Source organism: Bradyrhizobium sp. 1(2017), assembly GCF_011602485.2.
Classification (GTDB): Bacteria; Pseudomonadota; Alphaproteobacteria; order Rhizobiales; family Xanthobacteraceae; genus Bradyrhizobium.
The window spans coordinates 3,389,074-3,412,844 of record NZ_CP050022.2; the positions used below are offsets into that span (position 1 = coordinate 3,389,074).

At 64.3% G+C, this 23,771-nt stretch carries 24 protein-coding genes; 14 read left to right on the top strand and 10 right to left on the bottom strand.

Annotated elements, in window-relative coordinates; all coding sequences use genetic code 11:
• Window position 1: 1 nt before the first annotated feature.
• Window positions 2-607, bottom strand: a complete 606-nt coding sequence (locus tag HAP40_RS15725; RefSeq protein WP_166816960.1) for a TIGR00730 family Rossman fold protein — start codon at window positions 605-607, stop codon at window positions 2-4.
• A gap of 201 nt (window positions 608-808) precedes the next feature.
• Between HAP40_RS15725 and HAP40_RS15730 the strand changes: the two genes are divergently transcribed.
• The 4 genes from HAP40_RS15730 to HAP40_RS15745 all read left to right on the top strand — a co-directional run bounded on the left by HAP40_RS15730 (window position 809) and on the right by HAP40_RS15745 (window position 5,354).
• On the top strand, window positions 809-2,767 hold the full coding sequence (locus HAP40_RS15730) for an ABCB family ABC transporter ATP-binding protein/permease (protein WP_166816959.1): 1,959 nt from the start codon (window positions 809-811) through the stop codon (window positions 2,765-2,767).
• Between the two features lie 78 nt (window positions 2,768-2,845).
• The gene (locus HAP40_RS15735; RefSeq protein WP_166816958.1) at window positions 2,846-3,544 is read left to right on the top strand and encodes a phosphatidylserine decarboxylase; all 699 of its coding nucleotides are present in this window, start codon (window positions 2,846-2,848) and stop codon (window positions 3,542-3,544) included.
• 86 nt (window positions 3,545-3,630) lie between these two features.
• On the top strand, window positions 3,631-4,512 hold the full coding sequence (locus tag HAP40_RS15740; protein ID WP_166816957.1) for a CDP-alcohol phosphatidyltransferase family protein: 882 nt from the start codon (window positions 3,631-3,633) through the stop codon (window positions 4,510-4,512).
• 122 nt (window positions 4,513-4,634) lie between these two features.
• Complete coding sequence (locus HAP40_RS15745) at window positions 4,635-5,354, top strand: RraA family protein (RefSeq protein WP_166816956.1); 720 nt, start codon at window positions 4,635-4,637, stop codon at window positions 5,352-5,354.
• A 16-nt stretch (window positions 5,355-5,370) separates the two neighbouring features.
• Here HAP40_RS15745 and HAP40_RS15750 read toward each other — a convergent pair whose 3' ends face one another.
• Complete coding sequence (locus HAP40_RS15750) at window positions 5,371-5,664, bottom strand: hypothetical protein (RefSeq protein ID WP_166816955.1); 294 nt, start codon at window positions 5,662-5,664, stop codon at window positions 5,371-5,373.
• A 404-nt stretch (window positions 5,665-6,068) separates the two neighbouring features.
• Here HAP40_RS15750 and HAP40_RS15755 point away from each other — a divergent pair, with 404 nt between their 5' ends.
• The 7 genes from HAP40_RS15755 (at window position 6,069) to HAP40_RS15785 (ending at window position 14,652) form a co-directional block, all read left to right on the top strand.
• Complete coding sequence (locus HAP40_RS15755) at window positions 6,069-6,842, top strand: motility protein A (protein ID WP_166816954.1); 774 nt, start codon at window positions 6,069-6,071, stop codon at window positions 6,840-6,842.
• Window positions 6,843-6,875: 33 nt separating this feature from the next.
• Window positions 6,876-7,703, top strand: coding sequence for an OmpA/MotB family protein (locus HAP40_RS15760; protein WP_166816953.1), 828 nt, complete (start codon window positions 6,876-6,878; stop codon window positions 7,701-7,703).
• A 172-nt stretch (window positions 7,704-7,875) separates the two neighbouring features.
• Window positions 7,876-9,777, top strand: a complete 1,902-nt coding sequence (locus tag HAP40_RS15765) for a potassium transporter Kup (protein ID WP_166816952.1) — start codon at window positions 7,876-7,878, stop codon at window positions 9,775-9,777.
• A gap of 141 nt (window positions 9,778-9,918) precedes the next feature.
• Window positions 9,919-11,847, top strand: coding sequence for a potassium transporter Kup (locus HAP40_RS15770; protein ID WP_166816951.1), 1,929 nt, complete (start codon window positions 9,919-9,921; stop codon window positions 11,845-11,847).
• A gap of 159 nt (window positions 11,848-12,006) precedes the next feature.
• Window positions 12,007-12,333: a rhodanese-like domain-containing protein gene (locus tag HAP40_RS15775; RefSeq protein WP_166816950.1), complete on the top strand. Its 327-nt coding sequence runs from the start codon at window positions 12,007-12,009 to the stop codon at window positions 12,331-12,333.
• Between the two features lie 8 nt (window positions 12,334-12,341).
• Window positions 12,342-13,520 carry an aminotransferase gene (locus tag HAP40_RS15780; protein WP_166816949.1) on the top strand — a complete coding sequence of 393 codons (1,179 nt, stop codon included), beginning with the start codon at window positions 12,342-12,344 and terminating at the stop codon, window positions 13,518-13,520.
• A gap of 7 nt (window positions 13,521-13,527) precedes the next feature.
• Complete coding sequence (locus HAP40_RS15785) at window positions 13,528-14,652, top strand: polyamine ABC transporter substrate-binding protein (RefSeq protein ID WP_166816948.1); 1,125 nt, start codon at window positions 13,528-13,530, stop codon at window positions 14,650-14,652.
• A gap of 103 nt (window positions 14,653-14,755) precedes the next feature.
• Here the strand turns inward: HAP40_RS15785 and HAP40_RS15790 are convergent, their stop codons facing one another.
• From HAP40_RS15790 to HAP40_RS15815, 6 genes are all read right to left on the bottom strand, one after another.
• Window positions 14,756-15,688 (bottom strand): lipid A biosynthesis lauroyl acyltransferase, encoded by a 933-nt coding sequence (locus tag HAP40_RS15790; RefSeq protein WP_166816947.1) that lies wholly within the window; start codon window positions 15,686-15,688, stop codon window positions 14,756-14,758.
• Between the two features lie 8 nt (window positions 15,689-15,696).
• Window positions 15,697-16,974 (bottom strand): beta-ketoacyl-ACP synthase, encoded by a 1,278-nt coding sequence (locus HAP40_RS15795; protein ID WP_166816946.1) that lies wholly within the window; start codon window positions 16,972-16,974, stop codon window positions 15,697-15,699.
• Window positions 16,975-17,020: 46 nt separating this feature from the next.
• Window positions 17,021-18,226: a beta-ketoacyl-ACP synthase gene (locus tag HAP40_RS15800; RefSeq protein ID WP_166816945.1), complete on the bottom strand. Its 1,206-nt coding sequence runs from the start codon at window positions 18,224-18,226 to the stop codon at window positions 17,021-17,023.
• Entirely contained in the window at window positions 18,223-18,693 is a 471-nt protein-coding gene (locus HAP40_RS15805; protein ID WP_166816944.1) for a 3-hydroxyacyl-ACP dehydratase FabZ family protein, read from the bottom strand. Before HAP40_RS15805 ends, HAP40_RS15800 begins: the two co-directional genes overlap by 4 nt.
• 10 nt (window positions 18,694-18,703) lie before the next feature.
• Window positions 18,704-18,991 (bottom strand): acyl carrier protein, encoded by a 288-nt coding sequence (locus HAP40_RS15810; RefSeq protein WP_007592476.1) that lies wholly within the window; start codon window positions 18,989-18,991, stop codon window positions 18,704-18,706.
• 233 nt (window positions 18,992-19,224) lie between these two features.
• Window positions 19,225-19,566 (bottom strand): hypothetical protein, encoded by a 342-nt coding sequence (locus HAP40_RS15815; RefSeq protein ID WP_166816943.1) that lies wholly within the window; start codon window positions 19,564-19,566, stop codon window positions 19,225-19,227.
• A 327-nt stretch (window positions 19,567-19,893) separates the two neighbouring features.
• Between HAP40_RS15815 and HAP40_RS15820 the strand changes: the two genes are divergently transcribed.
• Window positions 19,894-20,517 (top strand): ParB-like protein, encoded by a 624-nt coding sequence (locus HAP40_RS15820; protein WP_166816942.1) that lies wholly within the window; start codon window positions 19,894-19,896, stop codon window positions 20,515-20,517.
• 17 nt (window positions 20,518-20,534) lie between these two features.
• Here the strand turns inward: HAP40_RS15820 and HAP40_RS15825 are convergent, their stop codons facing one another.
• Window positions 20,535-20,690 carry a hypothetical protein gene (locus HAP40_RS15825; protein WP_166816941.1) on the bottom strand — a complete coding sequence of 52 codons (156 nt, stop codon included), beginning with the start codon at window positions 20,688-20,690 and terminating at the stop codon, window positions 20,535-20,537.
• Window positions 20,691-20,954: 264 nt separating this feature from the next.
• On the opposite strand from HAP40_RS15825, the gene HAP40_RS15830 reads away from it, so the two are divergent.
• A complete protein-coding gene (locus HAP40_RS15830) occupies window positions 20,955-21,098 on the top strand; it encodes a hypothetical protein (RefSeq protein WP_166816940.1) in 144 nt (47 codons plus the stop codon).
• 197 nt (window positions 21,099-21,295) lie between these two features.
• Complete coding sequence (locus HAP40_RS15835; protein WP_166816939.1) at window positions 21,296-21,463, top strand: hypothetical protein; 168 nt, start codon at window positions 21,296-21,298, stop codon at window positions 21,461-21,463.
• A gap of 127 nt (window positions 21,464-21,590) precedes the next feature.
• Here the strand turns inward: HAP40_RS15835 and HAP40_RS15840 are convergent, their stop codons facing one another.
• A complete protein-coding gene (locus HAP40_RS15840; protein ID WP_166816938.1) occupies window positions 21,591-23,330 on the bottom strand; it encodes an ATP-binding protein in 1,740 nt (579 codons plus the stop codon).
• Between the last annotated feature and the right edge of the window lie 441 nt (window positions 23,331-23,771).

The following is a 23,771-nucleotide window of genomic DNA, read 5'->3' on the forward strand; positions in this document are numbered from 1 at the left end:
GTCAAAGCTTGCGCGCGACGTCCGGGGCCATCTGCTTTTCGGCCTCGGCGACCTGCGCAGCGGCCGCCTTCAGCTTCGGCAGAATATCCTCGACGCGATCGGCCTTGAGGATGTCGACCGAAAGGCCGGCGCGGATAAACTCGGTCTGCCGCATATGAGACAGCAGCGAGAACAGAGGTTCCCAGAAATTGTCGATATTGGCGAGCAGCACCGGCTTGGCGTGGCGGCCCAGCTGCTTCCAGGTCATCTGCTCGACCAGCTCCTCCAGCGTGCCGACGCCGCCAGGGAGCGCGACGAAGGCATCGGAGCGCTCGAACATCAGCCGCTTGCGCTCGTGCATGTCTGGGGTGACGATCATCTCCTGCACCCGCGTCAGCGCGTTCTCGCGCGCGCGCAGGAAGTCGGGGATGATGCCGGTGACGGTGCCGCCGTGATCGAGCACGGAGGTCGCGACCGCGCCCATCAGGCCGAGCGAGCCGCCGCCATAGACCAGACGGACGTTGCTCTCGGCGAGTGCCTTGCCGAATGCCTTGGCACCTTCAACGAAGCGGGGATTGGTTCCAGGGCCGGAGCCGCAATAGACACAGACGGTTTTGATCGTGCTCATTGGTGCCATGATGCATTGCAGCGAAGAGGCGTCAAGCCCCATCGGTGATTCGCAACTCCCGGAAATCTACCGGTAAATGACGGCAAACAATCGAATATTCGCCATCTGGCGGGGTGCGCAGGCATCGGGAAAGCTCTATATGACGAGCGAAAATCGTAAATTGCAGCGACGCCTGCATCCGGCGGGCTTTCAGGCTTCTTGATGGACCAACCTCAATCGTTCGACGACGCCGACGTTCCAGATCCTCCCGCGCAAGGACCACTGGAGCGGGCCACGCTGATGGGGACGCTGGCGCATCTGTGGCCCTATATCTGGCCGGGCGAACGCTCCGATCTGAAGATGCGGGTGGTCTGGTCGCTGGTGCTGCTACTCGCTGCCAAGCTGATCACGCTCACCGTGCCGTTCAGCTTCAAATGGGCGACCGACGCGCTGACTGGCGCGAACACTGCCCCGGTCGCGGCCGACAATTGGCACCTCTGGGTGATCGCCTCGCCGCTGCTGTTGACCGCGAGCTATGGCGCGATGCGCATCCTGATGGCGGTGCTGACGCAATGGCGCGACGGCATCTTCGCGCGCGTCGCCATGCATGCGGTGCGCAAGCTTGCGACCCTCACTTTCGTCCATATGCACGAGCTGTCGCTGCGCTTTCACCTCGAGCGCAAGACCGGCGGCCTGACCCGCGTGCTCGAGCGCGGCCGCGAGGGCATCGAGGTCATCGTGCGCATGGTGATCCTGCAGCTGATCCCGACCATCGTCGAGGTCACGCTGCTGATGGCCGTGCTGCTCTGGCAGTTCGACTGGCGCTACGTGGTCGCGACCCTGATCACGGTCACGCTCTACATGTACTACACCTACATCGCGACCGAGTGGCGGATCGGCATCCGGCGCAAGATGAACGATTCCGACACCGAGGCGAATACCAAGGCGATCGACTCGCTGCTCAATTACGAGACGGTGAAGTATTTCGGCGCCGAGGCGCGCGAGGCGCAGCGCTACGACAGATCGGTGGAGCGTTACGAAGAGGCGAGCGTCCGTACCTACACCTCGCTCGCGGTGCTCAATACGGGCCAGGCCGTGATCTTCACGCTCGGCCTGACCGCGACCATGCTGATGTGCGCGATCGGCGTCCGCAACGGCACCAACACGGTCGGCGATTTCGTGCTGGTCAACGCCATGATGATCCAGCTCTATCAACCGCTGAACTTCATGGGCATGGTCTATCGCGAGATCAAGCAGGCGATCATCGACATCGAGAAGATGTTCAATGTGCTGGGGCGCGAGGCCGAGATCAAGGACGCGCCCGATGCGCAGCCGCTGGTGATCTCAGCCGGCACCGTCCGCTTCGAGGACGTGCGCTTCGCCTATGAGGCGACGCGGCCGATCCTGAAAGGCATCACCTTCGAGGTGCCGGCCGGCAAGACGGTCGCCATCGTCGGCCCGTCCGGCGCCGGCAAGTCGACGATCTCGCGCCTGCTGTTCCGCCTCTACGACGTCTCCGGCGGCAAGATCCTGATCGACGGCCAGGACATCCGCGCGGTGACGCAGGATTCACTGCGCGCGTCGATCGGCATGGTGCCGCAGGATACCGTGCTGTTCAACGACACCATCCGCTACAACATCCGTTACGGCCGATGGGACGCCAGCGATGCCGAAGTCGAAGAGGCGGCACGGCTCGCGCAGATCGATCATTTCATCCGCATGGCACCGATGGGTTACGAGACCCAGGTCGGCGAGCGCGGCCTGAAGCTGTCGGGCGGCGAGAAGCAGCGCGTCGCCATCGCGCGCACCGTGCTTAAGGCGCCGCCGATCCTGGTGCTGGACGAGGCGACCTCGGCGCTCGACACCCACACCGAGCACGAGATCCAGGGCGCGCTCGACCGCGTGGCGAAGAACCGCACCTCGCTGGTGATCGCGCACCGGCTCTCGACCATCGTCGGGGCCGACGAGATCATCGTGCTGGACCAGGGCCGCATCGCCGAGCGCGGCACCCATGCCAAGCTGCTCGCGCAGGGCGGTCTCTATGCCAGCATGTGGAATAGGCAGCGGGAGGCCGAGGCGGCACGGGAGAAACTGGCCAAGATGGCCGACAGCGGCGAGGCGCCAAACCGGGAGCCGCCGCCGGTCGATGATGCCCTGACGGCGCCTGCGGCGGCGGAGTGACCTTGTCTCCGGTCCCAACTCTGGCCTAAACAGGCCCGCGCGACGACCCAAGCCATTAACCCCGAGCGGCAGATAACAATGTCCATTCTCGATTCGATCCAGCGTCAGATCCCGCCGATCCACAAGGAGGGGTATCCCTTCATCGGCGGCTTTGCGCTGGCAAGCCTGGTCCTGTTCTGGCTGTGGTCGCCTCTGGGGTGGATCGGCACGATCCTGACCGTGTGGTGCGCGCTGTTCTTCCGCGATCCCGTCCGCGTGACGCCGGTGCGCGAAGGGCTCGTGGTGTCACCGGCCGACGGCCGCGTCTCGATGATCACCATGGCGCTGCCCCCGGCCGAGCTCGGCCTTGGCGATAGGCCGCTGCCGCGCATCTCGGTGTTCATGAGCGTGTTCAACTGTCATGTGAACCGCAGCCCGATCGCTGGCAGGGTGGACCGCATTGCCTACCGGCCCGGCCTGTTCATCAATGCCGAGCTCGACAAGGCCAGCGAGGACAATGAGCGCAACTCGCTCGTGATCACGACGCCGACGGCGCGGATCGGCGTGATCCAGATCGCAGGTCTCGTCGCCAAGCGCATCGTCTGCTTCGTCAAGGAAGGGCAGGCGATCGGCGCCGGCGAGCGCTTCGGCCTGATCCGCTTCGGCTCGCGCCTCGACGTCTATCTGCCCCTGGGCACCAAGGCGCTGGTGTCGGAAGGGCAGACCGCGATCGCCGGCGAGACGATTTTGGCCGATCTCGCCGGAGACGACCCAAGCCGCTCTTACCGTTCCATTTAACCAATAGTCGATGCTTGCGGGCCTTCCGCCGCAATGGCGGAGGGGGAAACGGCTTGCTATATCTCGTTTTGAGGTGAGGACGAGCCATGACGCCCTATGATTTCAAGGACCCCGATACGCGCCGCCGGCGGTTCCGTCCGATTCCGGTGCGGATGCTGGTGCCCAACGTCATCACGCTGCTGGCGATCTGCGCCGGCCTGACCTCGATCCGGCTGTCGATCGAGGGGCGGATGACGCTCGCCGTCTACGCCATCGTGTTCGCAGCCGCGCTGGACGGCATCGACGGCCGCATCGCGCGCATGATCAAGGGTCAGTCCAAGTTCGGCGCCGAGCTCGACAGTCTTGCCGACTTCGTCAATTTCGGCGTGGCCCCCGGCCTGATGCTGTACTTCTGGCAGCTGCATGAGCTCGGCAATGCCGGCTGGATCGCCGCGATGGTGTTCGCGATCTCCGGCGGTCTGCGCCTGGCGCGCTTCAACGCCACCATGGACGATCCGAACAAGCCCGCCTTCGCCGCCAATTTCTTCACCGGCGTGCCGGCCCCCGCCGGCGCGATCACCGTGCTGCTGCCGATCTATGTCGCGTTCCTCGATCTCGGGCGCTGGCCCGTCGCGATGACCGCCGCCTACACGCTGCTGATCGCCTTCCTGATGGTGTCGCGCCTGCCGGTGTTCTCCGGCAAGACCAAGCGCATGCGCGTAGCGCCCGAGCTGGTGCTGCCGGCATTCGTCGCCGTCATCGTCTTCATCGCGCTCCTGATCGCCTATCCCTGGCACGTGCTCTCGATCGGCACGGTGCTCTATCTGCTCTGCCTGCCGCTCGGCTACAAATCCTACCGCGACCAGGCGCGTGCGTTGGAAGCCGGCGCGCCGGCGGACGGCGAAATCTCGTCACCGCCTTCGGCGCCGACGCTGACGAACCTGTCGGAGCCGCCCCAGGATGACGACCGGCCCGGGCGGCTGCACTGAGCGTTTCCTGCGGATATCTGCCATGAGGGCGCGCCGAGTTGGGTTGAGGCTCGATCTCGGCTATATCGCCCTGTGCCGGCGGCACCGCGCCAACAGCGGCCGCCAATCTGGGAGAGAACGCCGTGACTGATACCGCGACCGGGCCGCTGCCCGCTTCCGTCCTCGAAGCGCTGGGCCGCTATGACACGCCGACGATCTGCAATGCCATGGAGATCGTGGCGCCCGAGCGGCGGCTGATCGGCTACACCACCAAGCAGCTTGTCTGCCCGTTCCCCGATCTGCCGCCGATCGTCGGCTATGCCCGCACGGTCGCAATCCGCTCGGTGCTGAAATCCTCGCTTCCTGCCGAGGAGCAGTCCAAGCGACGCATCGACTACTACGAATATGTCGGCACCGGCCACGGTCCGCGCATCTCGGTGATCCAGGACATCGACGGCCCCGATGTCGGCTACGGCGCTTTCTGGGGCGAGGTGCAGAGCAACGTGCACAAGGCGCTCGGCTGCCTCGGCGTGATCACCGACGGCTCGATCCGCGACATCCCGCAATGGGCCCCGGGCTTCCAGGCGCTGGCGGGCTCGATCGGCCCGTCCCATGCCTGGGTGCATGCGGAGAGCTTCGGCGGCGAGGTGCGCGTTGCCGGCATGACCGTGAAGTCAGACGATCTGATTCACGCCGACCAGCACGGCGCCATCGTGATTCCGCTCGACATCGCGGCGAAGCTGCCCGAGGCCGCCGAGCTCTGTGGCCGCCGCGAGACGCCGATCCTGGAGATCGCCCGCAGCCCCGACTTCTCACTGGAGAAGCTGAAGGCCGCGCTGAAGCGCTCGGCCGAAATTCACTGAGGGTGGGCTGGGCGACCTACGGCCGCGATGCCGACCGTGGGGCGCCCTGTTCCGTCAGGAAGAGGGCGGCCTGATCCGGCTCGCCAAACACGGCGGCGGCGCATCCGATCAGGGTGAAGCCGCCCGCAAGGTCCCACAGGGTGATACCGTCCGCAGTGTCGGGGAGATGAATCAAGCGCGCCGCGATCACGGCGAAGCCGGCCTCGATAAAGAGCAGGATGCTGAACGCAGGCAGAACCAGCTCCGGCTCGAGCAGGTGGACGGACAGCGCCGCGGGAAGCGCGGTGAGAAGACTGAACAAGATCAACATGGCGAATGGCTCCCCACGATGGAGCGTGCCGTATAGAGACAGGATACCGCCTCGATCCAGCGTCACGGATGTGACGCAGGGCCGCAGTCGGGGACCGCGCGCAACGACGATCATGGACAAGATCATCCTGATCGCCGGCTCGACCGATGGCTTCGGCCGCCACGCACACGCGGCCCGGAACTGACTGGGCTGCCGGTCTCGCGCGATCGATCATAGTTAGCAAAGTGTTGAGATTCCGGCCGCCGGCCGGCCGCCGCGGTCGCCCGCGGGATGGCGCACCACACTGTCCGGACTTAACCTTTACGCGTCTTTAATGGCGCCGCTCTAGGGTCTGTAATGCGGTTCGGGGTTGAGCCGCACCAGCGGCCAGGACGGCCGTTGTTGCGTGGGCGTTGGAGTCGATAATGGATATCGCAACACTTGTCGGCCTGGTCGCGGGCGCCATTGTTGTGTCGTCGCTGATCCTGATGGGCGGCAGCTTCGGGATGTTCTACGACATCCACGCCGTCATCGTCATCTTCGGCGGTTCGTTCGCCGCAACGATGATCCGCTTTCCATTGTCGGCGATGGTGCACGGCGTGCCGCTGGGCGCGAAGTTTGCCTTCACCTTGAGCAGCCTTTCGGCCCACGACCTCGTCGACGAGCTCGCCCGCATTGCCGAGATCGCCCGCAAGCAGGGGCCGGTGGGGCTCGAAAAAGTCGAGACCGACGAGCCGTTCCTCGCCAAGGGTATCCGCTACGTCGCCGACGGTTACGACCTCGATTTCATTCGCGACAATCTGGAGCGGGACCGCGACAACTTCCTGATGCATCTCGACGAGGGCAGCAAGATCTATCGCGCGGTCGGCGACTGCGCCCCGGCGTTCGGTATGATCGGCACGCTGCTGGGCATGGTGCAGATGTTCTCCAACATGCAGGATCCCTCGAAGCTCGGTCCCTTCATGGCCACCGCGTTGCTGGCGACGCTGTACGGCGCCGTCGTCGCGAACCTGATCTGCTTGCCGATTGCCGACAAGCTCCATGGCAAGCTGCTCGACGAAGAGACCAACCGGACGCTGATCATCGACGGCATTCTGATGATCCGCGATTCCAAGAGCCCGACGCTCGTGCGCGAGATGCTGCTGGCCTATCTGCCGGAGAAGCATCGCCACGCCGAAGGTGAACCGGTGCCGGCCTGATCGGTCGGGTAGGGCGGTCGCGGAAAGCAGCCAATGGCCAAGAAGAAACGCGGCGGCGCACATGGAGGCCACGGCTGGTTCGTGACCTTCGCGGACCTGATGGCGTTGCTGCTGGCGTTCTTCGTGATGCTGGTCGCGTTCTCCACCCAGGACGCACAGAAGCTGAAGATCGTCGCCGGTTCGATGCGCGAGGCGTTCGGCGTGCAGACCGAAGCACGCTATTCCGGCATCGTCGAGTCCGATGGCTTGCCGACCCGTCCGCGGTTGAAGAACGTCGATCACATCCAGCCCGAGGATGCCTCCAACACGCCGACGCCGGACCAGGAGGATCGCGACAAGACCTCCGGCGCGAAGATCAAGGTCGACCGCAATTTTGCGCTCGCCGCCGCTTCGCTGCGCCAGGCCTTGCAGGACATGCCGGAACTGACGGAGATGTCCAAGCACATCATGTTCGAGGAGACCAAGCAGGGTCTCAACCTCGAGATCGTGGATCAGGATGGCCGCTCGATGTTCGCCGACGGCTCCAAGGTGCCTTACGACCGCACCCGCCGCCTGATCGAGAAGCTTGCGATTCCGCTCAAGGCGACGCCGCTGCGCGTTTCCATCGCCGGCCACACCGCGGCGGGCTTCGTGCCGACCCGCAGCGAGTACGGCGCCTTCGATCTGTCGGCCGACCGGGCCAATGCCGTGCGCCAGATACTCGAACGCCAGGGCCTGCCGCCGTCGCACATCTTCGCCGTCTCCGGCAAGGCGGACACCCAGCCGCTGTTTCCGGACGATCCCTCGCTTGCAGCCAACCGGCGGGTGACCATCACCTTGATGCGTGAAGATCCTCCGCTGCCGCCAAATCTGAAACCCTGACGGTCTTGCATTACCATCTTACCTGAGGCATGTCGTCGCGCTGGCGATGAACGTTGCTACGGTGTCACAGCTTCTGTCTCGGCGGCTGCTATGGTGATGGGCCGTTGACAGGCGCGGCGGAAACGTCAAAAGGCGCCGGATCGAATTCAGGGACGAAACGTTTTCCACCCCCATGACGGCGAGCATCTCATCGACCGAGACCCAGGACGGGCAACCGGTCACATCAGGTTTTTGGGCCCTCACGCTCGGGAGCATCGGTGTCGTCTTCGGCGATATCGGCACCTCGCCGCTCTATGCATTCCACGAGGCCGTCAAGGGCGCGGCTCATGGCGAGCCTGTCTCGCGGGTCATCGTGCTCGGCGTGCTCTCGCTGATCCTGTGGGCGCTGCTGATCGTCGTCACCGCCAAATATGTCCTGCTGCTGCTGCGCGCCGACAATAACGGGGAGGGCGGCACACTCTCGCTGATGGCGCTCGGCCAGCGCGCGCTCGGGCGACGAAGCTGGGTCTTGCTCGCGCTCGGCGTCGTCGGCGCATCCATGTTCATCGGCGATTCCATGATCACGCCGGCGATCTCGGTGCTCTCGGCGGTCCAGGGTCTCAAGCTCGCGACTCCCGCGTTCGAGCACTATGTGGTGCCGCTCACCGTCCTCATCCTCGCGCTGCTGTTCGCGGTCCAGAGCAAGGGGACCGCGCTGGTGGCCTCGGCCTTCGGGCCGGTGATGGTGGTGTGGTTCGCCGTCATCGCGGTGATGGGCGCCGTCCACATCGCCGATGACCCCACCGTGCTGGCGGCGATCAATCCCTATTACGCGGTGCAGTTCGTGCTGTCGCACGGCACGATTGGCCTCGTGACGCTGGGCGCCGTGTTCCTAGCGGTGACCGGGGGCGAGGCGCTTTATGCCGATCTCGGCCATTTCGGCCGCAAGCCGATCCAGTCGGCCTGGATGTTCTTCGTGCTGCCCGCGCTCCTGGTCAATTATTTCGGGCAGGGCGCGCTGGTGCTGTCCGATCCAAGCGCGATCGAGCATTCCTTCTATCGCATGGTGCCTGAAAGTCTGGTGCTGCCGCTGGTCGGCCTTGCCACCGCCGCGACCGTGATCGCGAGCCAGGCGGTGATCACCGGCGCCTATTCGCTGGTCTATCAGGCGGTGCAGCTCGGCCTGCTTCCGCGCTTCGAGGTGCGCTACACCTCCGAGACTCACGCCGGCCAGATCTATCTGCCGCGCGTGAACCGGCTGCTGTTGATCGGCGTGATGCTGCTGGTGCTCCTGTTCCACACACCCAGCAATCTGGCTTCGGCCTATGGTATCGCGGTCTCCACCACCATGGTCGCCGACGGCATCATGGGCTTCGTCGTGATCTGGAAGTTGTGGAACTGGCGCGCTGCCACGGCTGCGGCCGTGATCGTGCCCTTCGTCGTCGTCGACCTGAGCTTCTTCAGCGCCAATCTGCTCAAGCTGCTCGAGGGCGCCTGGGTGCCGCTGCTGTTTGGCATTGCCATGGCAGGGACGATCTGGACCTGGCGGAAGGGTTCGGCAATCCTGATCCAGAAGACGCGTCGGATCGAGGTGCCGCTGGACGATCTGATCCGGAGCCTGGAGAAGCGGCCCCCGCATATCGTCAAGGGCACCGCGGTGTTCCTCACCAGCGATCCCGCTTTCGTGCCGACCGCGCTGCTGCACAATTTGAAGCACAACAAGGTGCTGCACGAGCACAACGTGATCCTGACAATAGAGACCGCGCAGACGCCGCGGGTCGATCTGTCGGAGCGGTTCCGCATGGAGAAGATCAGCGAGAAGTTCTCGAAAGTCCGCCTGCGCTTCGGCTACATGGAGCAACCGAACGTGCCGAAGGCGCTCGCGATCGCGCGCAAGCAGGGCTGGCAGTTCGACATCATGTCGACGTCGTTCTTCGTGTCGCGCAGGTCGCTGAAGGCTTCGGCGCAATCGGGCATGCCGTTGTGGCAGGACCACATCTTCATCGCGCTCAGTCGGTCCGCTAATGATGCCACCGACTATTTCCAGATCCCCACCGGGCGCGTGGTTGAAGTCGGGACCCAGGTCACCATCTAGAACGCAACTGCCATAGCCATGCAAATATGCATGGCTAAGCTCCAGAATCGGGCTAGGCTATGCCGGCAGCGCAGGACTATAAGCCGCGCGCCCTTTCTGCCATTGTGCAGTGAAGCATTTTAGAGGCCACCAGGCTCTCCCATGACAAGCGACGTAGTGATTACCGCCCCGGAAACGGCGGCGGCCAATGGGCATGGCGAGGCCCACACCACCGCCCGTTTCGGTGCGCTGACCCTTGGCAGCATCGGTGTGGTCTACGGCGATATCGGCACCAGCCCGCTCTACGCGTTCCGCGAAGCGGTGATGGCCGCCTCGGGCCCCGAAGGCGCGCCCACGCCGGCAGCCGTTCTCGGCGTGGTTTCCCTCATCCTTTGGGCGCTCATCGTCGTGGTGACGCTCAAATATGTCGTCATCCTGCTCCGCGCCGACAACAACGGCGAGGGCGGCACGCTCGCGTTGATGGCCTTGGCCCAGCGCGCCGTCGGCACCGGAGGTGCCACCGTCGTCCTGCTCGGAATCATCTCAGGTGCGCTGTTCTACGGCGATGCCGTGATCACGCCGGCGCTGTCGGTGCTGTCGGCGATTGAGGGCATGAAGGACGTCACATTACGGTTCGAGCCTTATATCGTTCCCCTGACCGTCGTGATCCTGGTCGCCCTGTTCGCGGTGCAATCCCGCGGTACCGCCCGCGTTGCCGCGTTCTTCGGTCCGATCATGTGCGTCTGGTTCGCGGTGCTCGCGGCCGCCGCGATCCACCCGATCATCGAGCAGCCGCAGGTGCTGTACGCGCTGAACCCGCTCTACGCCGTGTCGTTCATGCTTCACCACGGCGTCATCGGCTTCGTGACGCTGGGCGCGGTGTTCCTGGCCGTCACGGGCGCCGAGGCGCTCTATGCCGACCTCGGCCATTTCGGCAAGCGGCCGATCCAGACCGCCTGGCTGCTCATCGTGCTGCCGTCGCTGGCGCTGAACTATCTGGGGCAGGGGGCGCTCGTGCTCGGCGATCCCGGCGCGATCGTCAGCCCGTTCTTCCAGCTGTTCCCGCAAGGATTCTTCCGTGGCTGCATGGTTGTGCTCGCCACCATGGCGACCGTCATCGCCAGCCAGGCAGTCATCACCGGCGCCTATTCGCTAACGCGTCAGGCGATCCAGCTCGGACTGCTGCCGCGCTTCGAAATTCGCCATACGTCCGAAGCCCATTCCGGCCAGATCTTCATCCCGCGCATCAACCAGCTTTTGCTGCTTGCCGTGGTGCTGCTGGTGCTGCTGTTTCGCTCCTCCAGTGCGCTGGCATCCGCCTACGGCATCTCCGTCACCGGCACCATGGTGGTCACGGCGATGATGGGCTTTGTCGTGGTCTGGAAGGTGTGGCGGTGGTCGCCAATTGCGGCCGCGGCCCTGATTGCGCCGTTCCTGTTCCTCGATCTGACTTTTCTTACCGCCAACCTGCTCAAGGTGGTCGAGGGCGGCTGGGTGCCCCTGGCCCTCGGCGCGCTGATGATCATCCTGATGTACACGTGGCGGCGCGGCAGCCGGCTGCTGTTCGAGAAGTCGCGCAAGCTCGAGTTCCCGCTCGCCGACCTCGTGGCCATGCTGGAGAAGCGGCCGCCGCAGCGCGTGCCCGGCACCGCCGTGTTCCTGACCTCGGACCCGCTCAGCGCGCCCACCGCGCTGATGCATAGTCTGAAACACTACAAGGTGCTGCATGAGAAGAACGTCATTCTCACCATCGAGACCGCCCAGACCCCGCGGATCGACCCGGGCGAGCGGGTGAGGCTGGAGCAGATCTCACCGACCTTCTCCAAGGTGACGCTGAAGTTCGGCTTCATGGAATCGCCCAACGTGCCGAAGGCGCTGGCGATCGCCCGCAAGCTCGGTTGGCAGTTCGACATCATGTCGACCTCATTCTTCCTGTCGCGGAGGGCGCTGAAGCCGGCGGCCCATTCCGGCATGCCGCGCTGGCAGGACCGGCTGTTCATCTCGCTGAGCCGCTCGGCGAACGATGCCACCGACTATTTCCAGATCCCCTCCGGCCGTGTCGTCGAGGTGGGAACGCAGGTGACGATCTGATCGTCCATTTGGTGATCGCACTTCAAGTCGCTGCGATTTAGCTTTAACTTACGCCGCGCGGCTCAAGCCTTTGTAGCGCTTGATTTTCGCGTCCCGAGAGGCGAGGTTGCGCGCCGGCCGGGATCGCCCCGGCCGACAGGCGCGACGTTGGAGGATGATGTGGCGAACCAGGTACAAGATCTGACCCCGGACGAGGTCTCCAAGGGTGTCGAGGAAGGCCGCTATCTGCTCGTCGACGTCCGCGAGCCGAACGAGGTCGAGGCCGAGGCCTATCCCTACGGCGTCGTGGTGCCGCTCTCGACTTTCGATCCCAAGGCGATCCCGGATCCGCAAGGCAAGCAGGTTGTGTTCGCCTGCCGCTCGGGCAAGCGCTCGGTGACGGCCTCGCTGGCGGCGCAGGCGGCGGGCCTGCCTTACGACAAGCACCTCGCCGGCGGCATGCTCGGCTGGAAGGCGGCCGGACTTCCCAGCAAGGTCGGTGGCTGATCCGGCCGATGTCCAAAAGCTCGTCCCTGAACAAGGTCTTCGCCGACCTTCCCGTCACCATCTTCGAGGCGATGTCGCAGGCCGCGCGCGACAACAATGCCATCAATCTCGGCCAGGGTTTCCCCGACGATCCCGGGCCCGAGGACATCCGCCGCGCCGCGGCCGAGGCCTCGCTGAACGGCTACAACCAGTATCCATCGATGATGGGCCTGCCGGAACTGCGTCAGGCCATCGCGACCCACTACGGCCATTGGCACGGCCTCAAGCTCGATCCGATGAGCGAGGTGATGGTGACCTCCGGCGGCACCGAGGCGCTGACCTCGGCGATCCTCGCGGTGGTTCAGCCCGGCGACGAGGTGGTCTGCTTCCAGCCGGTTTATGATTCCTATCTGCCGATCATCCGGCAGGCCGGCGGCATTCCGCGCCTCGTCCGGCTCGAGCCACCGCACTGGCGGCTGAATGAGGATATGCTGAAAAGCGTCTTCAACTCAAAGACCAAGGCGGTGCTCTTCAACAATCCTCTGAATCCGTCGGCGGTGGTCTATCCGCGCGAGGATCTCGAACTGCTCGCGCGCTACTGCCAGGAGTTCGACGCCATCGCGATCTGCGACGAGGTCTGGGAGCACGTCACCTTCGACGAGCACAAGCACATCCCGCTGATCACCATCCCCGGCATGCGCGACCGCACCATCAAGGTCGGCTCGGCCGGCAAGATCTTCTCGCTGACGGGCTGGAAGATCGGCTTCGTCTGTGCCGCGCCGCCGCTCTTGCGCGTCGCCGCCAAGGTGCACCAGTTCCTGACCTTCACCACCGCACCGAACCTGCAGGCCGCCGTCGCCTACGGCCTCGGCAAGTCCGACGACTACTTCCTGTCGATGCGCAAGGACCTGACGCGGAGCAGGGACCGCCTGACCAAGGGCCTCGAAAGCCTCGGCTTCCCCGTGCTGAAGTCGCAAGGAACCTACTTCCTCACCGTCGACCTGTCGCCGCTCGGGCTCAACGAGAGCGACACCGAGTTCTGCTGGCGGATCGTGAAGGACTACAAGGTCGCGGCGATCCCGGTGTCGGCCTTCTACGAGCAGGATCCCGTGACTTCGGTGGTGCGCTTCTGCTTTGCCAAGAAGGACGAGACCCTCGACACCGCACTGGAACGGTTGTCGGACGCGGTGCGCGGGCGGAAGAGGTAGACCTGAGATGACGAACGTCGGCCGCTCCAGGCTTTGCCTCGGTTTTGCAATCGCCGCAGCGCTGACGTTGCTCTCGCCTCGCGCAGGCGCCGAGGAGCGGGTCGTCAACTTCTACAACTGGTCCAACTACATCGCGCCTGACGTCCTTGAGGCCTTCACCAAGGAGACCGGCATCAAGGTGGTCTACGACACCTTTGATGCCAACGAGACGCTGGAGACGCGCCTGATGGCCGGCAAGTCCGGCTACGACGTCGTGGTGCCCACGGCCTATTTCCTGCAGCGCCAGATCAAGGCCAACATCTTCCAGAAGCTCGACAAGTCGAAGCTGCCGAACCTCGCCAACGCTTGGCCGATGGTGACGAAGAATCTCGCGACCTACGATCCCGGCAACGACTTCGCCGCCAACTACATGTGGGGCACCACGGGCATCGGCTACAACGTCGCCAAGCTGAAGCAGATCCTCGGGGCCGACGCCAAGATCGACAGCTGGGACATCGTCTTCAAGCCGGAAAACCTTTCCAAGTTCAAAGATTGCGGCGTGCACATGCTCGACTCCGCCGACGACATCTTTCCCGCAGCGCTGAACTATCTCGGGCTCGATCCGAACTCGACCAAGCAGGCCGACCTCGAGAAGGCCGCTGATGCCGTCGCCAAGGTCCGCCCGTCCGTGCGCAAGTTCCACTCGTCAGAATACCTGAGCGCGCTCGCGACCGGCGAGATCTGCTTCGTGGTCGGCTGGTCCGGCGACATCATGCAAGCCCGCGCCCGCGCGGCGGAGGCCAAGAAAGACAACAGCAGCGGCGTCGAGATCGGCTACGCGATTCCGAAGGAGGGCGCGCAGATGTTCTTCGACAATCTCGCGATCCCTGCGGATGCAAAGAACGTCAAGGAAGCCTACGAGCTGATCAACTATCTCTACCGCCCGGATGTCGCCGCCAGGAATTCGAGCTTCCTGTCCTACGCGAGCGGCAACCTCGCCAGCCAGAAGCTGGTCGATCCGAAGATCCTGAACGACAAGAACATCTATCCGGACGAGGCGACGCTAGCAAAGCTGTTCGTCATCACGGCGCGCGAGCCGGCGACGCAGCGCATCATCAACCGGCTCTGGACCAAGGTGAAGACGGGAAGGTAGAGGTACACTCGCGTCATTGCTAGCTAAGCGAAACAATCCAGAATCTTTCCGCGGAGGCGCTCTGGATTGCTTCGTCGCTTCGCTCCTCACAATGACGGAGCAGCTACCGCCACCTTCGATGCAGCCACAGCCACTGCTCGGGATGCTCGCGTACCCAGCCTTCGACCACGCTGGTGATCGCCTGCGTCGTGCCCTGGATGTCGATCTTGCCGTCGGCGTCGCGCACCGGCTTGATCTCCTCGGTGAGCTCGCCGCGAAAGCGGCCGCCGGGCAGGCGGATGATGCGGACGCCGTGGATCGGGCATTCGATCTGGCGCAAGAGCCGTGCCAGCATCGGGTTGGCGCGGGTCTTGCGGCCGAAGAAGCTGACCTCGACGCCGCCGGTCAGATACTGATCGATCAGCATGGCGACGTGCTTGCCGTCCTTCAGCGCCTGCGCGAGCCGCAAGGGCGCATCGCGGCCCGCCGGGATCAGCGTGCCCATGTTGACCTGGCGCATTTCCTGGATGATGCGGTCGGCAGAGGCGATGTTCGGCCGGCGATAGAGGATCGCGGTATCCAGCCCATGCGCGACGCCAGCGAGCGCCGGCAATTCCCAATTGGCGAGATGCGCGGCGAAGATCAGCGCCGGCTTACCGTCGTCGCGGATCTGGTCGAACAGCTCGATGCTGCGCGGCGACAACTCGATCCGGCTCTTCTCGGGGTGATCGCGGTCGTAATTCCAGACGTGGTCGATATGGGCGAATTCGGCGCCGACGCGGCCGAGATTGTCCCAGACGCCCATCAGGATGCGCTCGATCTCCTCAGGCGATTTTTCCGGAAACGCCGCGGTGAGATTGGCGCGCCCGATGCGGTGCTCGCGCAGGCGCGGCCCGATCCGCTTGACGACGCGCGCAAAAAAGTCCGAGGTCCTGCCTGCATCGAAATAGCGCGTGGTGCGCAGCATGCCGACGGTCGCGGCGCCGATCAGGCTTCCGCCGACCGACTTGGTCACCTCCCGCGCGCGGGCCTTCATCCTCGCAGGAAGCAATTTCATGCGACCGGTCAGGCCGGTTCGCGGGTCAGGATCAGCGAGGCGTTCTGGCCGCCGAAGCCGAACGAGTTCGACATCACAGCGGTGACGCGGGCATCGCGGGCCTTGTTGCCGACGACGTCGAACAGGATCGTGGGATCCGGATTGTCGTAGTTGATCGTCGGCGGGATGCGCTGATGCTCGAGCGTGAGCAGCGAGAAGATCGCCTCGACCGCGCCGGCGGCCGAGATGGTGTGGCCGACCATCGACTTGTTGGAGGTGACCGGAATCTTCTGCGCGAGCTCGCCGAACACGGCCGAGGTCGTGTTGAACTCCATCTTGTCGTTCTCGGGCGTCGCGGTGCCGTGTGCGTTGATGTGGTCGATCTGGTCCGGCGTCATGCCGGCATCGGCCAGCGTCTTGTTCATGCAGCCGATAATCGGCTTCCCATCGGGAGACGAGCGGGTGCGATGGAAGGAATCGGTGAGCTCGCCGCAGCCGGCGATCACACCGAGGATTTTTGCGCCGCGCGCGGTGGCCGCCTCGTAGCTCTCCAGCACAAGGGCGCCGGCGCCTTCGGCCATGACGAAGCCGTCGCGATTCTTGGAGAAGGGGCGGGAGGCCGCCTGCGGCGGATCGTTCTGGGTCGACAGCGCCGAGAGCAGCGAGAAGCGCACCAGCGCTTCCGGATTCACCGTGCCGTCGGTCGCGACGCACAGCGCGGCATCTGTCTCGCCGCGGCGGATCGCCTCGACGCCGAGCTGGATCGAGGTCGCGCCTGAGGCGCAGGCGGTCGACAGCGAGATCGGCGAGCCCTTGGTGCCAAAGGCCTCGGCGAGATGCGCGGCGACCGAGCCGAACATGAAGCGGTGATGATAGGCGGTGTACTTGCCGCCGCCGGAAATGCGCAGCAGATCGTCATAGTTGAATTCGAGCTTGCCGACGGCGCGGCCGAGCTCGCTGCGCTGCGGCCATTCGACCTCGACCGGTGCGACCGCGAGGAAGAGGGGACCCGGAAAATCGGCCTTGGCACCGATGCCGGCCTGCTCCAGGGCTTCCTCGGTCACCAGCTCGGCCATCCGTTCGGACAGGGCGGTGGAGGAGAATGGATCGACGCTGACGAAATCGACAGTGCCGGCCATCGTGGTCTTCAGGCCGTCGACCGGAAAGCGCGTGATGGTGCGGATGCCGGATTCGCCGGCAACCAGCTTTGCCCAATTGTCGGCCTTGCCGGCGCCGAGCGAGGTCATGATGCCCATGCCGGTGACGACGACGACGGGACGCCCGAGTTTGTCGCGTGGTGCAGTCATGTCGATCCCCCGATAGAGCTTAGCATCCGCCAAAGCGCGACGCGCTTTAGCTCACCGCCTCGACCAGCGCCATGCCTTCGCCGCGCCAGTGTCCGGCTCCCACCACCACAATCTGGGTCGGCGCGCCCTGCATTTCAATCTCGGTGCCGGTGGAATCGTTCGGCGGGAACAACGCGCCGCGCGAGATCGCCAGGGCGGCGAGCGCGATGCCGAGCGGGAACTGCGTCTCCATGGCGTGGCCGAACATCGTACCGGTCGAGCGCACCGGCAGGTCCGCATGGTTCTTCAGGAAGCTGCGCTCTTCGCTCGTCGCCGGCTCAGCACCGGTCGCGCCCGTGATGATCGCGGCCTTGCCTTCGCGCTTCGGCAGCTTGGCCCAAAGCTTCTCCAGCGTCGCGGTCATGTCGCCGGTCTGCTTGCGCCTAGCGAGATCGGCAACGACGCTCGACAGCTTTGCGAACGGTTTTGCACCGCGCGCCTCCGCATGCGCCCGCGATTCCAGCACCAGGAACGCACCGGCCGAGCCGAGCGCGAATCCGGGATGGTCCTTGCGGGACCATACCGGCGCGAATTTGTCCTTCAAATTGAAGTCGCCGAATTCGTAGAGAACCATGAGGTCCTTGCGCTCGCCATTGTGCGAGCCGCCGATCAGCGCGATGTCGCTCTCCCCCGAGGCGATGCGCGCGAGCGCAATGCGGGCGGCGTCGGCGCCGGCGACCTCTTCGCCCATGAAGGTCCGCGAGGTGCCGCCGAGCCCGTGGACGATCGCGATATTGCCGGCGAGCAGGTTGGAGAGCTGGGCCAGGAACAGCGTCGGCCTGAGATCGCTCATCAGCCGCTCGTTGAGGAAGCCAGGCGCGTTGGCGCCCTTGGCCTCGGCCGTGAGCACGCCGCAGTCGACATTGAGATCGCGCTCGCCGCCGCCTGCGGCGACCACCATGTCGATTTTCGACAGGATGTCCTTGTTGCCCTTGATCCCGGCGGAATCGAGCGCCAGGCCGGCGGCATAGGTGCCGATGCGCTGCCAGGCTTCCATCTGGCGCTGGTCACCCTTCTTCGGAATCTGGCTGTCGAAGGTAACGGGCATCAAGGGGTGGAAGATGTAGGGCGCAAAGCCCTTCTCGTCGACATTGATGCGCTTCTCCTGGAGCGCGGTCCAGTTGGCGTCCAGCCCCTCGCCCAGCGAGGTGGCAAGCCCAATGCCGGTGATCCAGACTTCCGTCTGGCCGGGCTTCGAAGCAGTTTCAGTCATGGCGATACGGCCTGTTGCGGGAAGCCGACGCGCTTGGCGATCGCGTCCATGTGTCCGCGCATATTCGCATTGGGGAACGGGATCTGCGTGAACGTGAGCGTCGAGTTCGCGCGCAGCTTGCCGCCGACCCGGATCTTGGCTTCGGTCACGGCGTAACCCGAGCCCTGATGGGACAGGATCGCCTCGATGCTCATGACGTCACCGGGGAAAACCGAGCCGCGGACCTTGGCCTCCTTCACGGCGGCGAGGATCGGCATGCGTTCGAACTTCAGAACGCCGAGCTGAAGCCAGCCCGAAGCCTGCGCCATCGATTCGATCAGGAGCACGCCGGGCATCAAGGGATAGCCCGGGAAGTGCCCCTCGAAGATGGTGCTTGCGTTCGGAACCTGGGCCTCGACGACGATCGTCTTCGCGTCGACGTTGAGGTCGACGATCCGATCGATCATGTGGAAGTATTCGAGTTGCATGGCTGCGCGCTTAGGCGCTCGCGCCCTTGGCCGCGACGAGCTCGTCGATGCGCGCGCACAGGTTCTTCAGGACGAAATACTGCTCGGTGGTCGCCTTGCCGTCGTTGACCTCCTGGGTCCACTTTTCCAGCGGGAGCTTGATGCCGAACTGCTTGTCGATCGCGAAGGCGATATCAAGGAAATCGAGGCTGTCGATGCCGAGATCGTCGATGGCATGGCTATCCGGCGTGATCGTGTCGCGCGGGATGTCGCAGGTTTCAGCGATGATCGTGGCGACCTGATCGAATGTGGAAGACATCACTAAGCCTTTGATATATTGCGGATATTTATCAGATTTCCAGAGTGGCGCGGTGGGTGGGCATCGCGCCCCTGATGACGCCCTCAAACCCCCCTCTGGCCGGGTCGAAAGCCCGTATATCGGAGCGCCGCCCTGAGTTCAATGGAGCCGGGCAAGCCAACGGGGATAGCATGAGACAGGGCTGGGGATGCCCGCGATAGCCGGTTCGCCGAGCGTACGGCCGCAAGACGAGCCTAAATGTGCGGCGTCGTGATCTTGGCGCAGTCGCGGCGGCCCATCAGCACGCAATCCTGGGTCCGGCGCAGGTCGGCGATGCTTACCGCGAGCCAGATCCCGATCGCGGTCAGGGCGATGGTAAAGGCGAGTGCTGCGATGTTGGCCAGCATGCGATGGCGGTAATCGTCCGGTCCGCTGCGGGGCTGCTCGTAGCGCGACAGGTCGAGCGACTCAGGCGTCGCACGCAACGGCTGCACGGTACCGTTCCCCCGGCGATCCATCGGAGAAGGCGAGGTGCGCGGCCTGAACTGGAGCACCCGGTGCTCGTCATCAGAGCTTATGGGCCGCTGGGTTTTCATGGGGAAAGGATCACTCCGAAGCAGCGATTTTTAGATAGCATACGTGACGAAGGTGTTGCAGAAAATCTTCTCAACGTGCGCGCGTATTATCTGGTGGCACTATTTTGCATAGCGCACCGTCAATCGTCACGGGCCGGCCGCGACGCGGCGAGGAAATGCGCGGGGTGCGTTGCAGCAAAGGCCGGGGAGCTCGCGCCTCCTTATCCCCGTTCACATCGGCTTGTGATCTCCGCGGGCCGCCCAACGCATTTTGCCGACCGAGGGGCCATGCCATAGTCCGGGGAACCTGATCCCCCAATTTACAATCATGCAAGGGACCGTTCGACCATGACCAATACGCGCGAGCCGAGAGTGCATCCGGTCCCGATCCTGGCGCTTCGGCCGACGCAGATGACGGTCGGCATGCGCGAGGTCAAGGAAAAGCGCAAGCGCTGGCGCGAGCACGACAGCAAGAAGCAGGCCGACCTGCTCGGCAAGCACATGATCCCCGTCGTCTACGGACCCGATGAGCGCTATTACGTGATCGACCATCATCATCTCGGCCGCGCATTGCATGACGAGGGCATCAAGGAGGTGCTGGTCACCATCGTCGGCGACCTCAGAATGGTCGAGCGCGACGCTTTCTGGGGCGTCATGGACAACAAGCGCTGGGTCTATCCCTACGACGCCAAGGGCGAGAGGCGGCCGTTCCGCGACCTGCCGAAATCGGTCGTCGACCTCAAGGATGACCCTTTCCGCAGTCTTGCCGGCGAGCTCCGCCGCATCGGCGGCTTCGCCAAGGATACGACCCCGTTCTCCGAATTCCTGTGGGCCGACTATCTGCGCCGAAAGCTTTCACGCAAGGCCGTCGATGCCGATTTCGGCAAGGCGCTCGAGAAGGCGATGGTCTCCGCCAGAAGCAAGGATGCGGTCTATCTGCCGGGTTGGTGCGGGCCGGCAGAGGATGATTAGGAACGCAACCCGATGAATCAGTCGCGTTGGAAGATCTTGGCGCCGGGATAGATGCGCCGCGCATACGTCACGACCAGAGCGCGGTCCTGGGTTTCCAGGAACGGCGTTCGGATCTGGCACGACCCGACGATGAGGTGCCACAAGCCATTGAGCTTCCGGATGACGACGTCCATTTGAGTAATCCTCGACCACTTCGCATGTCAGCAGATGATGCCTGGTGCGGACAACCTGCGTGATCGCGCGCACAAGATTTCTGGCGCTGTTCACGACCGCCGCAAAACAACGGCGATACTTGTTAGTTGGTTATGGCACGCGCCTTGATAAGCCGGACCTCATCACAGACGCTTGAGCGACATCATTTTTCGTGCCGATGAAACCGTCCTGAAACAGACCGGCCCCACTTCTATGGCGTAGTCGAGCTCACACAGGAGGCCAAAATGCGCCGTCTGGTTTTCGTTCTTGCCGCGCTCGCCCTCGCCTCGGCCGGGATTTCGGCATCCTTCGCCGCGGTTCATCATGCCAAGACACTGACATTCTCCGAGCGCTTTGCTCCGGCGCTGGAGTTGATGGGCAAACGCTAGCGGAATAGCAGCTCGCGGGCGCAAGCAACGCAGATCACGCCGCGATCCGGCATCCGGATGGCGCGCACATAATTGACATGCCGCAAATCCTGGCCGCTGCAAGCCGCTACGGTCGCGATGCATGAGGGGCGAACACGCGTTGCTGGCAATGCGGGAGGCGAGTGAGCTCCGGATCATGCCGACCCGGAGACGCGACAATGAGCCTGATCCTGCGCATTCTGTTTGTTATCGCCGGTGCCATCACCGCGCTGTTCGTGGCGCGCGATGCGCTGAACTTCACCATCATCCAGACCCTTGTCGCCATCCTGCTCGTGACCGCCGTGCTGCTGGCCGGAAGCCTCTGGAGCCTGCGGCGGAAGACGTGAGTGACACGGAGAACGTGAGTCGGGCCGGGCAAAGGGCCGGATGTTCAACGCGCAGCAATCCTGGCGTGGATCCCGGCTCTGCGCTGCAGCGTTGCACGCTGCAGCGCATCCGGGACACGAATGCGGCTTATCGCAACGGCTTCTTGAGCAGCGAGAAGCGATCGGGATCGAGGCCCATCGAGGGCTGCAGCATCGGGGCTTCGACGCTCCCGAGCGTCTTGGCGGGAGGGGCCGAGAATACCGGATCGTTCGGCACGTCGCGCTGCGAGGTGGCGCCGCGCCAGCGTTCGAGCACGGCGCCGACGAAATGCATGTCGTGACCGGACGTGACCGACGGCACGCTCGAGATGGTGGCTTCGCCGCGCGGCAATTGATGCGGCGGCACCTCCTTGAAGCGCAAGCGCGTCGGCAGCGCGACGCCTTCGCCGAAGGCCAGCACCTCACGGGTGCCGAGCGAGGGCACGAAGGACAAGAGGTTCGCGGCCGCGTCCGACACGGCGGCGCGAAGCAGCGCCTGGTCGCGGTCGTTGGCAAGCCGCATCGTGAACAGCGTGTTGCACTGGGAGATGATGGTGGCGTCGAGCTCCGCGGGGCGCTGCGTGATCAGGCCGAGATAGACGCCGTATTTGCGGCCTTCCTTGGCGATGCGCGACACCGCCTTGCGGGTCGGGCCGAAGCCGACGTTGCGGTCGGCGGAGGCGTAGCGGTGCGCTTCCTCGCACACGAACAGCAGGGGCGACACGCCGTCGCTCCAAAGCCCGAAGTCGAAGGCCATGCGGCAGAGCACCGAGACGACGGAATCGATCACTTCGGCCGGGAAGCCCGCGAGCTGCATCACCGTCATCGGCTTGCCGTTGGCCGGCAGGCGGAACAGATGGCTGATGACCTCGGCCATGGTGTCGCCGCCGACATTGGCGTTGTCGAACATGAAGGCGTAGCGCGGGTCGTTGCGCACGGCCTCGATGCGCGAGATCAGCTTGTGATAGATGATGCGCGAGGAGCGGTTTTCCAGCTTGCCCATGCGCTCGTCGATCAGCGACATCAGGTCGACGAGGCGGTAGGGCACCGGCGTATCGACTGTGTAGCCAACCTGCTTGGGATCGATGCGCTTCAGACCGATGCGGTCGGCGTTCTGGTACTGGGTGTAGACGCCCTTGGCGAGCGGGATCACTTCGGCGAGGATGTCGAGCTCCTCGGGCACGCCGGCGCGGCCGCCGAACAGCACGTCGACGATTTCCTCGAAATTGAACAGCCAGAACGGCAGCTTCAGGTTTCGCGGATTGAGCACCAGCGCGCGGTCGCCGAAGCAGCGGCCATATTCGTTGTGCACGTCGAGCAGGAAGATGCGCAGGTTCGGCCGCGCCTTTAGGATCTCGTTGAGCAGAAGCGAGACGCCGGTCGATTTGCCGACGCCGGTCGACCCGAGCACTGCGAAGTGCTTGGACAACATCTCCTCGACGTCGACATAGGCGACGACCGAGCGGTCTTGCTGGAGGAAACCGACGTTGATCTGGTCCGAGCCGGTCGGCGCGTAGATCGTGCGCAACTCCTGGCTCGTGATCAGGTCGACGGCATCGCCGATGGTCGGATAATTGGTGACGCCGCGCTGGAATTTCGCCTTGTCGGCGGCATTGAGGATCTCGCCGAGCAGGTCGACCGAGGCGATCGCGATGTAACTGTCGTTGCCCGACAGGTTTTCGCAGGAGACCTCGGTGATCATCGCGACGATGACCGAACTGGCGCAGCGGATACTGACGAAGCGACCGACAGTCGCCCGAACCTCCGAGACCGGCATCCGGCTTTCCGCCAGGAGCCCGACCCGGGCCAGCGATCCGCGAACAGAAATCACGCGTCCAAAGGATGTCACGATGAGAGAACCTGGCAAGAGCAAGGGGTTTGGCCAGGACTATGCGCGGCCGTGGCTGCACAAACGGTTAAGCCGCAGGCGTGGCCGCTTCGTTAAATCCGCGGTAATTCCGCGATGAAGGCTCGCTCCCGAGCCTGTCTCGGAACATAAATGGCAGAGAAAGCTGCATTTCCGGCTTCAGGGGAAGGCTGAGGGCGTTTAGGAAGATTTTACCATTCGGCCAGTCAGGCCCGCGCTTCGGGAACAATTGTCATCGTGCGCGGGGGCGGGGTTCCGAGCCGCTCCGCTGCTGATTTGTTGACGGGACCTAATCATTTGTACATTAGTACAAATGATCCGGCTTTACGGCCGCCCGCGGGCGCGTGAGCACGTTGCAGCCCGACGCCCGATCGCACGATCCACGGTCACGGATCGCAGCCACGCTTGGCAATCACCTTTGGA